Source organism: Chitinophaga polysaccharea, assembly GCF_007829335.1.
Classification (GTDB): Bacteria; Bacteroidota; Bacteroidia; order Chitinophagales; family Chitinophagaceae; genus Chitinophaga; species Chitinophaga polysaccharea_B.
Window position 1 is genome coordinate 129,702 of the sequence record NZ_VIWO01000004.1, and the last position, 11,938, is coordinate 141,639.

At 42.6% G+C, this 11,938-nt stretch carries 10 protein-coding genes; 5 read left to right on the forward strand and 5 right to left on the reverse strand.

The window, feature by feature from the left end; translation table 11 throughout:
• Positions 1 to 37 precede the first annotated feature (37 nt).
• The 3 genes from FHW36_RS15210 to FHW36_RS15220 all read right to left on the reverse strand — a co-directional run bounded on the left by FHW36_RS15210 (position 38) and on the right by FHW36_RS15220 (position 2,175).
• Positions 38 to 427, reverse strand: coding sequence for a DUF1573 domain-containing protein (locus FHW36_RS15210; protein WP_145670420.1), 390 nt, complete (start codon positions 425 to 427; stop codon positions 38 to 40).
• Positions 428 to 435: 8 nt separating this feature from the next.
• Positions 436 to 1,347, reverse strand: coding sequence for a TlpA family protein disulfide reductase (locus tag FHW36_RS30995; protein ID WP_317131890.1), 912 nt, complete (start codon positions 1,345 to 1,347; stop codon positions 436 to 438).
• Between the two features lie 147 nt (positions 1,348 to 1,494).
• On the reverse strand, positions 1,495 to 2,175 hold the full coding sequence (locus FHW36_RS15220; RefSeq protein ID WP_145670422.1) for a bacteriocin fulvocin C-related protein: 681 nt from the start codon (positions 2,173 to 2,175) through the stop codon (positions 1,495 to 1,497).
• A 516-nt stretch (positions 2,176 to 2,691) separates the two neighbouring features.
• On the opposite strand from FHW36_RS15220, the gene FHW36_RS15225 reads away from it, so the two are divergent.
• The 3 genes from FHW36_RS15225 to FHW36_RS15235 all read left to right on the forward strand — a co-directional run bounded on the left by FHW36_RS15225 (position 2,692) and on the right by FHW36_RS15235 (position 6,361).
• Positions 2,692 to 4,371 carry a RagB/SusD family nutrient uptake outer membrane protein gene (locus FHW36_RS15225; protein ID WP_145670423.1) on the forward strand — a complete coding sequence of 560 codons (1,680 nt, stop codon included), beginning with the start codon at positions 2,692 to 2,694 and terminating at the stop codon, positions 4,369 to 4,371.
• Between the two features lie 4 nt (positions 4,372 to 4,375).
• On the forward strand, positions 4,376 to 5,866 hold the full coding sequence (locus FHW36_RS15230) for a hypothetical protein (protein WP_145670424.1): 1,491 nt from the start codon (positions 4,376 to 4,378) through the stop codon (positions 5,864 to 5,866).
• Positions 5,867 to 6,061: 195 nt separating this feature from the next.
• Positions 6,062 to 6,361, forward strand: coding sequence for a hypothetical protein (locus FHW36_RS15235; RefSeq protein ID WP_145670425.1), 300 nt, complete (start codon positions 6,062 to 6,064; stop codon positions 6,359 to 6,361).
• Between the two features lie 90 nt (positions 6,362 to 6,451).
• Here the strand turns inward: FHW36_RS15235 and FHW36_RS15240 are convergent, their stop codons facing one another.
• Together FHW36_RS15240 and FHW36_RS15245 are read right to left on the reverse strand one after the other, a co-directional pair.
• Positions 6,452 to 6,754, reverse strand: coding sequence for a protease inhibitor I42 family protein (locus FHW36_RS15240; protein WP_145670426.1), 303 nt, complete (start codon positions 6,752 to 6,754; stop codon positions 6,452 to 6,454).
• A gap of 132 nt (positions 6,755 to 6,886) precedes the next feature.
• A complete protein-coding gene (locus tag FHW36_RS15245) occupies positions 6,887 to 8,557 on the reverse strand; it encodes a C1 family peptidase (protein WP_145670427.1) in 1,671 nt (556 codons plus the stop codon).
• 675 nt (positions 8,558 to 9,232) lie between these two features.
• Between FHW36_RS15245 and FHW36_RS15250 the strand changes: the two genes are divergently transcribed.
• Both FHW36_RS15250 and FHW36_RS15255 read left to right on the forward strand, forming a co-directional pair.
• On the forward strand, positions 9,233 to 10,636 hold the full coding sequence (locus FHW36_RS15250; RefSeq protein ID WP_145670428.1) for a hypothetical protein: 1,404 nt from the start codon (positions 9,233 to 9,235) through the stop codon (positions 10,634 to 10,636).
• A 262-nt stretch (positions 10,637 to 10,898) separates the two neighbouring features.
• Positions 10,899 to 11,915, forward strand: coding sequence for a lipase family protein (locus FHW36_RS15255; protein ID WP_145670429.1), 1,017 nt, complete (start codon positions 10,899 to 10,901; stop codon positions 11,913 to 11,915).
• Positions 11,916 to 11,938: the final 23 nt, after the last annotated feature.

The following is an 11,938-nucleotide window of genomic DNA, read 5'->3' on the forward strand; positions in this document are numbered from 1 at the left end:
GGAAAATCATGTGCCGGGAATATTCTGCTGTTTATTTTCAGTTAGTGACTAAATAGATTGAATGTAAAGGTGCGCTGGTTTGGTTTGTTTCAACAACAACTACTTTGAAAATGGCTGAAGTATCAGCTGCATTTTTGTATTGTACCCTGATAAAGCCAGTTTTTCCAGGATTGATCGGAGTGCTGTCGTGATACGGTATTGTGCAGGAGCAGGAGCCAGCAACATTTATAACTTTAAGGGGTGCTTCCCCCGAGTTTTTATACCTGAATACTACTGTTATTGAATCTCCGACAGAAATGCGGTTGATGTGTATGGTGTCCATGTCAAAAGTGATTTTGCTTTCCGGGATATTGCTTTGTGGTTTATTGGGGGAGTTATTGCAGGAGAAGAAGAGAGGTAATAAAGATATAAATAGAATATATTTCATATGGATAGTTATTTTTTAGTTGAAAATTGAGATAACAGGGCTATCAGATTTTTCTGATAGAAGTAGTTGGCGGCTCCTCTGTCGTACCCTATCAATGAATGTACGATATTCCCTTTATGAAGAATAACTTCCGTTGGGTAGCCAGATACGTTCAATTCTTTTATTAATAATCCATCTTTATCATACATGAAAGTGAAATGATAGGGAATATTATTGATAGCGTCAGTAAATTGTTCGTAAGAATCTATGTTGCCTGCGTTTACAATCAGAAATACGATGCTGGTATCTCCTTTGAAATGGGCCACGACATCAGACAATGGTTGCATTTTGGTTAAACAGGGGGGGCACCTTTTATACCAGAAGTCTATAAAGATAGTTTTTTTATTTAGATAGATTGAATCAAATGTGATTGATTTGTTATCCCTGTCTAGTAATGTTATCCGGCGCACTTTCTTTGAAGGAATGTTGTTTTCATATAGTGTTAAGGTTTTGTAATGCAGGTATGGTACACCTATAAATACAAACATACAAATGCCGCATAAGAATAGAAGTGACAGAAAGACCCCGCCTTTGAATGATTGCTTGTCCAGCCAGCGGGCAGTATTGTAACATATAAAAAGAAGGATCAACTCCACTGCTGACTGGAGTTTGGTGAAAATATCAATATTGTTGAAAATAATCCCAAAGAAAATAAGGATGATAACGATGGGGAGGAAGAATAATATGCGATCTGCCAGCTTTGTTTTTCTTAAGTAAAATAGGGTTCCCGTAATCCCGTATATGGCACATCCTGACAAGTATTTTATCTGCGGAATTTTCAGGGTATTTAGGTAGGAAACGAATATGGCAGCCGCAATCCCACCTATGAAGAGCAGGCAGCTGATAAGTACATTGTAAAGTATTTGTCTTCGTACGGACATATATGTTTGTTGAAGAATCAAAGAATATTTAAGGAGAGAAAACTGTACGGCTGCTGATAAAGCAAGTCCGTACAGTTGACAATAAGGAAGAACCCTTTACTAATAAAAGCCCCCGGTAAGATATCTCTATGTAACCGGATACATTTTTTATATTGTTAACACAGTTTTACAGTCGCCATTGCAGCGATTTTGCCAAAACCATCCGCAGCCTGTACTAATGGTTTTACAACTGTTCTCACCTGCATTGCAATAAGTATATCCTCCAACCCAGCTATCGGTGCAAGTGTTAGGTTGACCATCTGCGTTACAGGAACAGTCAGTCTGGGTTTCTGCAAGGCTTACCCCTTGCGCTGTCCTGCTATAACGATTCCCTGATATTGCGGAGACTCTTGTAGCTTTAAGGTGATTGCCAGTTCCTCCAACATTGTCAGGATTGATCAGCGAATAAAAGAGCAACACACTTTCTTTGTAAGTGAACAATTTATTTGCTTTGTACTCATTTTGAGCCATCTCAGATGCATACGTTTTATCGGCAGGATCAAACATGCCAGGTTTCAAGGTATTGATGACATACTGAATGAAGTCATATTTTTCTTTGTTTGAAGAAAAATATGGTAGCAGATTGGTGAGATGGGTTTTCCATAATTGGAGTTTTTCCTGCTCATTGAATTTGTAGAGCGCTACTTTTTGAAATGTTTTATCAGTACTGCCTAATACAGCGGCAATTTTATTGTTTATCCTTTCTTCATCTGGTGATCTGGGGGACTGGTCTTTTTTTGTGCAGCTGAATAGAACAGCCAATAGGGCGATAATGAAAAAATGCTTCATAAATTGATTTTGAGTTTATTGGTTATTAAAGAATGACGGAATGGGTATAGTTTGGGCGCTTTCGACTTTTTATGAATATTAATTTGGGGTCAGCGCTATTTCTTTTTACTATTATTGATTCATTTTTATAGGTGATTTCATATAATTTGGATGCTTAAATTTGTAATGTTTTATGGGGATAACCTACTGCAAAATTGATAATTACCAATGCTTTCTTTGCGTAACCTTAAAAGTGTTGATGGTGTGCTATCCAGCTTGTTTTTCAATACAATCTTTTTTACCCTTGATAAATTGAGCATCCTGTTGAAACATGTTTTTTGGGAACAGATAAACTATTCAAGAGAGCCTATAGTAAATAAAGCATCATATAATGCTAAGAAAACGGTTTTTCTATACCCTTGGGCTTAATATATTTGGTTCCGCTTAGTATGGTGAGGTAGGGAGAGGTGGGCTCATCATAATATTACCCTTTTTGAGAAGTGCTGGAGATTCAGTTCAGTTAAATAAAGCCCGATCATGTTTAAATACTTCCCTATCCTGATGGCAGGCATCATATTTATGGAGTTCACTGCCTGCAGTAGTCCCGCAGTTCCGTTTTCTAATAGTTTTAATAAAGACAGTCTTTCCCTGCTGGTAAGCGACAGTGCACTGATGGACGCCCTGGTTGAAGACGCCTATGAGAAAATACTGCCCCCGCTTTATTACAATGCCAGTTCAACAGATGACCGTACCGATAATATTTATTTTGACGGACCTAACCCCGTAGTAATTGAAAAGTTTGACAGCACCTATACAAGTGAGTGGGACCAGATGGATAAAATCAGGCAATGCGATGAGGTGGAAAGGGTGATAGGAAAGAATAGTTCAATAGGAGCAGCTAGCCGGGTATACTGGAAAGCAGAGCTGTTGTTTTTGAAAAGTATGGTATATTATTATCTGGCGCAGCGGTTTGGCGGTTTAATCATCGACTCTTCGGCAACAACAGGTAACTGCTTTTACCCGGAGCAAAAGCGGTCTTCGCTATCTGAAACTTATAGTTATATTATTACCAGTCTTCAGCGTTGCACCGTACAATTACCTGATGTTGCAGCTACCGGGAGGGCATCAAAAACGGCAGCGTTGGCGATGCTGATGAGGGTGGCCTTGCAGGCGGCGGCCTATGTTCCGGAAAACAGGGGAAGATACCTTGACGTGCTACAACGGTCGGCCGTGGCCATCTTGGGAAATGGGAAATATGTGTTAGATACCAGCTACAGCAATCTTTTTAATGATTTTGATAAAGGACTTAACAGTCGGGAGATAGTGCTGGGTGTATTCAAGAGAAGGTTCAATACAACCTTTCAAAATACATTAATGCAGGATCTGGTGGTAAACCAGTCGAATGAGAAAATGCGACCGGGATATGGGCCCCCATTGGCTGACCGATTTGATGGATCATCTAAACGCTATCCCTCCCAGAACCTGGTGGATGCTTATCTTGTTATCGATGACGACCACCAGGCTAGAAGATGGAATGAAACCAGCCAATACCGATTGTATCGGCAGGGACTTGCATATGCTTCCGCTGTATTGTATAATAATCGTGACAAAAGATTTTATGCCAGTATTGTATATGATTCATCCCATTATTTTAATAGCCTGATTCTGACAAGGGATAGTGGTAATCTGTGTACTTCTGGAAGGAAAGATGGCAATCTTATATCCCCAACGGGATACTATGTACGGAAGAGTCTTTACGAAAACAGGAAATTATGGTACCTGGATGGCAGCGATCATCACTTGCCTGTATTAAGGTTGGGGGAAGTTTATCTGAACTATGCGGAAGCGCTGTTGCTGTCAGGTAAGGCAAAGGAGGCTATTCTTCTTATGAATGTAACGCGTACGATACATGGAGGACTACCGCCTATCGACACAAACATACCGTTATCACTTGCCTGGGATATTTATAAAAATGAGCGGCGGGTAGAAATGTTTTTTGAAAATGATCGCTATTGGTCGTTACTCCGATGGGCTAAGTTCAGCGCCCAGACTTCAATACCTGAGCTGGAAAAGCCGATCGATGCTATTAATATTTCTGCCAATGGGAAGACGTTTAATATAGCAGTTATAGAGCGGTCAGGGAACAGAGAAAGAAGATTTAGCACGCAGCGCTTCCTGCTTCCACTACCACAACAGGTTGCGAATACTAATAAATGAAATTATGAGAATAAAAGATAAGATATCTTTAGCACTGCTTGTTATCGCCATTACTTCTTGTAGCAACAGTAGGCCGGGTTCACGTATCGATAAGATGGTTCGTGCGTATGCCCGAAAGCCGGAGGATTCCCTGAAACTTGAAGCAGCTTTATTTTTAAAGGAACAATTGAATCAGCAATGTTCGGAAAGAAGTTTTTTTTATAATGAAGAAACCGGCAAAACAGTTGCGGTTAACCTGGATACTGTAAATGGGGATACCGGGCTATTAGATCTGTTGCTTAACAGGAAGCTTTCCGTTCACCATGAACGTTTACCAGACAGGGAGATAATGTCGGACACCTTGTTGGCCACCCACATTGACGCCTATGGGTTTTATATAAAAACATGGCCGTGGAACCGGAAGGCTGATAAACAGACGTTGCTGAATTATTTACTTGCCTATAAAGTGTATGATGAAGAACCACAGGGATGGCGCACTTATTTTTTTAGAGAGGAGCAGGATTTTTTAAAAAAGGTGTTAGCTTCTTACAGGTTAAATCTGGGCCGCTATGATAAAAACCCGATGACGATAGCATCTCAGCTAATGAGCATGGCCGGTAACTGGTATACATATGATGATGCATCCACCGGGGGAATGGCTTTTGAGATGATGAAATGCCAGCGTAAGGGAGATTGCTATCTGGGCGCCCATATAGGTGTTTATGTTTTGCGCAGTTTTGGTATACCGGCAGCACTAGATTATGTACCGATATGGGGATCGAAGAATGGTGGACATGTCGAAGTGGCTGCATTAGACTCAAACGGTAAAATAAGCGCCATTCCCGGTCATGAACTGGCCCATGCCGCGAAAGTTTTCAGGATGAGCTTTATCCCTGTAAACCTCTGGCGGGATTCTATCAAGCCATTAATGGGTAGAGATACTTTCCTGCTTTCAAATGTAGTACATGATCACTCGCTGGACGTCACTGCTGTTCATACCAACGCTGCCGATATTGAAGTCATCCTCCCGGAAAAGACCGATAAGAAAATTGCTTACATCTGTGTATATAATTATGGGAAATGGCAACCTGTTTACTGGGGCAGGATAGCAGATAGCAACAGGGCCTGCTTCAGGCAAATGGGGAAAGATGTGTTGTATTATGCTGCCTTACCAGATAAAGACGGTTTCCGTTTAACAGGCAGCCCTTTTTTATTGGATACATCAGGCCGGAAAATCATGTTTATTCCTGACAAGAAGAAAGCAACAGGCATGACGCTGTCGAAGCTCAATACTGGTTCTGGTTCCTGGGTGAAAAAGGGGAGGAGCTATGTGCTTTATTGTATGAATAGTACCGGCAGCTGGCAGAGATTATCCGACCTTGCCTGTATCAGGGATTCCATACTAACTGTTGAGAATATGCCATCCAAGGGGCTTTACAGGTTGGTAGAGAAAGGTGGCAAAGGACAACTGGAGCGGCCTTTCGGGTATCATGCCAACAAACAGATATGGTGGTAGCTTTTTTTGCGCTGGTATATAGGAATAACAACTCTTTAACATTATAAGAAGGCACACCAACCCAACCACTTCGCTGTTTTATTTGTTTAATGATTATTACGCTAAAGTACCGGTTTCGCTAAAGCAAATGATCAATGAAACAATACCCCTGTAATTCCCTCAGAAAATTTAAAGTACCCCTTAAAAACAATTGAAATGCGTACACTATTAAAAGTGACCTGCCAGGTAGAAGCATCAAACAAAGCCGTGGCGGATGGAACGCTTGCCAAAATCATGAAGTCAACAATGGAAAAACTAAATCCGGAAGCAAATTATTTTTTTGCATCGGAAGGATGCAGATCAGCGATGTTCATCTTTGATTTGAAAGATCCATCCGATATACCAGGGATAGCTGAGCCTTTCTTTATGTCGCTCAATGCCAAAGTAGAGTTTAGTCCTGTTATGAATGCGGAGGACCTCCAAAAAGGACTTACTAATGCAGGAATGCTAAAGTAGAGATCCGTGTCCTGGAAATTATAATGGTTAACCTTTGCCCGAATGGGATATTCATTCTCTCTTGAGAATGAAGCGACGGGCTATATGGTTTTATTCAACAACGGTGACATCAAATACTTTTGTATTGATGGCCTGACCGTCTTTTTCCCATACTCTTCTTTGTTCAAATGTAACAGTTGTACGGCCCGGCGAAATGCCGGTAATTAAAAATACTTCGTCGTTGCTGGTGCCGGCATCACGGCGCATGGAGTCTACGGTATAGTCATATGGCTTTACTTCAACGCAATGTTCGTTATCAACTTTAAAGAACCATTGAAAACCTGCTGTACCCAGGCCTGGTAAAATGATAGGAAGATCGCCTCCTGTTTTCAATTCTTTTGGTATGATTTCCATATATCAGTTTTGGCAAAGTTACGAATTACGGATTACAGAAGGGAAGCGCTTTTTAAATCAGGCAGCTTCGTGCTATCGCCTCCATATCGGAGTCGGTTGGTAGTCCGTAATCCGTAATTCGTAGTTTACTTTTTATACATACCATTTATGGTACATAGCAGAGTCGGTGCCTTCTACAAAGCAGTCCAACCGGCCAGCCTGCCAGGATGATACACCCACGGCTGAAGATAGGATGCCGCCCAGGTTTTCATCTCCGCTCCAGGCTTTGCCATCCCACCATTTATGCATCATGTTGTAGTTCTGTCCGGGGAAGAATACATCTATCCGGTTAGGTCCCCATGAAACAGCGCCAGGGCTATCAAACATGTTCGACTGCAGGTTTTCCCAACCACTCCAGCCTTTGTCAAACCATTTGTGCCAGAGTTTATTATCCTGGCCGCGGGCAAAGCAGTCTAACCTGCCAGACGCCCAGGAAGATACTGCCGGCGCAGAAGTAATAATACCTCCAAGATCTTCCCAGCCATGCCAGGTGCCATCAAACCATAAGTGCCACATGGAAGAATTCATACCACGGGCAAATATGTCGATTCTGTTAGGACCCCAGCTTACACAGGTTGGTTCGGAAGAAAGAGTTCCTCCGAGGTCTTCCCATTGGCTCCATCCCCCCTGGTAGTACCTGTGCCACAGGTGATGATTCAGGCCTACAGCAAAGATGTCCAACCGGCCAGCCGCCCAGGAGCAGATAGCAGGAGCACCCTGTATTTGTCCGCCCAGGGATTCCCAGCCCTGCCAGGAGGTACCATTCCACCATTTGTGATATACGGCAGAGTCCAGGCCCCGCACCACTACATCGATCCTGTTGGCTGCCCATGAAACGGCATTAGGCCTGGAAGTGAGCAAACCGCCGAGGTTTTCGTAACCATACCATCCGCTTTTTTGAGCGGGGAGCACCACACCACTAGCAGTCCAGAATGGGAATTCTGTATCTATTCCTGCTTGTCCATAACCGATTTTAAAGAATCCGCCTTTACCCCATCCAGTGCCCCAGGAGTTTTTGCAGATCCAGCAATGTTCAGCTTCCGAATATCCGATAACGGTAACGCAGTGTAATCCTTTGTCAACGCCGCTTACATGGGTATATACGCCGTCTGCATAAGAAAAGAAATCTTCGAAAACGTGCATTACTGCAGAGCAGGGCCCATGGGCAGAAATATAGTTTTTCCGGTCAATTACATTGGCGATGGTAGTGGAATTGGTGATTTTTACCGCACGGGCGTCCCTGTTAGGCCCTATCGTGCAGTGCGGAGGTTGTTTCCAAATGTTGTTGTCGGGGAATGCGGTAGCATAAGGGAAGCAGGCTTCATCTGGAATACCGCGGGTTTTTATTTGACTGAAAGCGTCTGTGGGCCACCAGCCGCCGCAATTAGCGCCATGATTGGAGCAAAAATGCAAATCTGCTTCAGAAAGGTCCAGTAACTGGCCATGTTCTATAGAGGCCATGGCTTCTGTAACAGAAGTGGTACAGAAGGACACGCAGGAACCACATCCACCCTGGTCTTTAACAGGGGTAATATGGTTACCGTTGTGGTTGCGCCAATCTACCTCGGGGGCATAATTGGCAACAGGCGCAGCGCCAGCCACAGGTTTCATTACGGATGCCAGTTCCGCTGTGTTAACAATAACACCCAGCAGGGCTTTTTGTTGATCTTCGGGCAACTGGGAAATGGAGGTTTCTCTTGCCTGCCATCGGTTAGGGCTTTTGTTAAGGTCTGCAACGAGATCTGTGATTTTCAGGTTTGACATAAAATAGTCATTTTGAGGTGAAATAATAGAAGGAATGCCTTTGATGTAAATAGATTAGTAAGTGCTCCGATGTTATGACAATATATCAACGGCGGTAGATGAAGGAGTTAGGACGTCAACTATAGCACCAGTCATAGCATAACTTAACCTGTCTAACAATAATGGTAACAGAAATTTTTGGGGTGAAATCATAACAGCTTTCGACAGAAAGTACCTGACAACAAATAGTATATTTTAGTTAGTGGACCCGAAAGTATGAAGTAATAGGAAATGAAAAAAATATACTTTTATAACAATCGTTTGCAGCAGGAAAAAATAACAAACGCACCATAGGAGCATGTTGCCACGGATATATGGAGAATTTATAATAGCACTATAATATGCCATACATCTGGTACGTTTTTGAGCGCTGCGCAGGTTTTGTTTGATAAACCAGGACAAACCGCCCATCTTGGAATTTATGTAAAAAAAGGCTAAATTGGGTGCTGTCCGTTTGAAAGCAGCGCGATGTATTGCTGACACTATCTATACTTCATAATAACTAATCCCCAAAACGACTACACCTTATGGAAAGTCAAAAGATCCTGTACGAGCTTGAAATATCTCTGCGTACCAAATATTGAAAATTAAGCCTCCCCAATACTTCTATTTTATAAACCAACATCTCAATGCACTATGGATAATTCAAACAATGCTTCGACCGTTGTAACCGGCAATCCACCTGCCACCACCAACGGTACTACACAGTCCCCCGAAACAAATGGAAAGAAATTGCAGCCGCTCCTCGTAGTCATCCTTGGATTGATAGCGTTTATGGGCGCATTTAAACTTATTTTGAACGGTGAAAATGAACAGCTACAGTTTCACGAAATAAACTGGAATACCCGGCAGGTACTAAACAATGTTATTGACAGCTCACTTCAGGATTCCACCGCCGTCTTGTCGTTGGTACAGGAAAGGCAAAAATTACAATTATTGCCGCAGGCAGATACGCGCTTGAGGGCATTGAAAGACAGCCTGGTCGGTAAACAACGGGACGCCCTGCTCAAAATCAGGGGAAGAATTGCAGTAATGAACGACACAGAGCTGCAGCAGTTTTCCAGTAAAAGCCTGCGTATCGACTCTTTGGATTTAAGGTTGCTTAAAAAAATGAACGGACATGAGATAAGCCAGTATCAACAACCTGTGACCGTCGTTTTCTGTGATTCAACACTTCAGGTAAAGGAAATCCGCAAGAAGATTACGCTTACAGCGATTCCATATGATTCCGATCGTTTTATGGTGAAATATCCGGTTTTTGGTTATTGGATAATTTCATTAATCGTCCAGGCAACACTGTATTGCTTGTTAATCCCTTACTTACTGTCGATCATCTTCAGGAAGAATAACGGTGAGCATCGGCTATCCGTCAAGTGGAAGATTATTTATGTGGTAATCGTGATAGCGGTATGTGTGTCATTTTATTTTCTCTTTTTGAATGCGCCCAGTGATGAAGACAATATCGTACGTAACGAACTGTTCATGCACAATCTTCACACTGTTTTTACCATCATTAATTCATTGGGCTATTTTACTGCAGCGCTATGCTTATCCGGCATGCTTTTTACGTTTAGTGATACCAGGGCGTTACTTTCAGCTAAAAGTGCCCCGACATATCTTTCTGACTTATTATCTGTTAACAACGACTTTAAGGTATATTTTGTGTTGGCTGCATTGATACTTACGTTCGCAGTAATAGCAACGGGCCAGTTTTACGCTGCTTTGAATACGCTTTCGTTTGTGAAAGCATATAATTTATCTATCGGTTATGATTATTTCCGGCTAGATGTAGTTTACTTTTACGGGATTCTGCATACGTTTTTATTACTGTTGTTTTACATCCCTGTTCAATTACAATTAGCAGAAGCGAATGCGGAGGTGGCTGCGCAGGCAGTGGCTACGGGCGCTGGCGATGCTGCCAGGATTGGAAAGACTTTTGAGCCGGCCGGAACAGCCAAGAAAATAATAGACCTGTTGGTAGTTGGTTCGCCAATGATAGCTGCATTCGTAAAAAATTTAGTTGACCTGGTATTCAGCTGAGGGAAATAGCACTGTGAATGATGTAACGATGAGGCTGATTTCAATATAGCCTTTAAGAAGAACTTTAGGGAAAAAGATATGTAAGATTAGGGGAAGTATCGACTGCCCTCTTATCTTATTTATCCGAATTATTGTCCTATATTATTTGGAATCCGAATAATTTTATTAACTTAATATCCATAGTTCCCTCAATATACATATTAGTCATGTACAATAATCATAATAACCCTCGTTATTTTTTCACCCTCAAAATACCATTACTATGGAATCCAACATCAGTCCCGATGAACTGAAGAAAATTGCTGTACGCCTTTGCAATGTGGCCGGTTATGCGGATCCGGACAATGACATTAAAACGCTTATGCCGGGCTGGAGTATCGCCTGGAGCAGTGGTAAGGCTACTGATCCCAATTATTTTTTCATAGCGGAGCACGAATCCAAAGATGTTTACGCGTTGGCTATCAGGGGATCTGTTAGCAGGAATAACCAGGATGTTTTAGTAGACTGGGGCCTGGAAGACCTGGATGCTGCATTGGCCTACTGGCCTTTTACCAGCAATGATGTCGCCTCGGGCGCTGATAAAATGCCCTGCATCAGCGCTGGCGCCTATACAGGTTTTACGGAAATGTTATTGTTGAGAAATAATCTGGGATTCGTACCATTGCTGACACTCCGGGAAGCGTTGCTGTACTTGACAAAAAACGGCGATAAACCGCTGATTATTACCGGGCATAGTCTCGGCGGAAACCTGGCGAATGTTTATGCCTCTTATTTCGCTGAATGCCTTAAAAGGCAGTTCTCGAAAGCGGCGGGCAATATATCGCTGGTTACTTTTGCAGCACCTGCCTCAGGTAATGCGGATTTTGCCAATGACCTGGATGCTAAAATTACCAACGCCTGGCATTTGCATAACATCCGTGACGTTGTCCCGAACTTCCCGGTTGCAGCAAGGCTTCTTCTTGTCAGCAATTTTTATAAGCCTGAAACACCTGATGCCACCGTTATCCAGGTATCGACCGGGAAAGGACAGGATCCAATGACAGTGCATGATTTCTACCAGAACCTGGCAGGCGCTTTACTCCTGTTAGGCTACCAACAGCCGAAGAATAATTATGAATATTTCGAAGCCAACCTGGATGCCAGGTGGCAGGGAAATAACATCGATGATTGGCATAGCCAGGTAGGTTTCCAGCATCAGCTCTTTAACTACGCTAAGTATGTAGGTGTGGATTTACCACCGGTGAAGCAACCAATAGTTACCGCAGAGGCAATAGTATAAGTATTTGCCGGTAAATAATCACA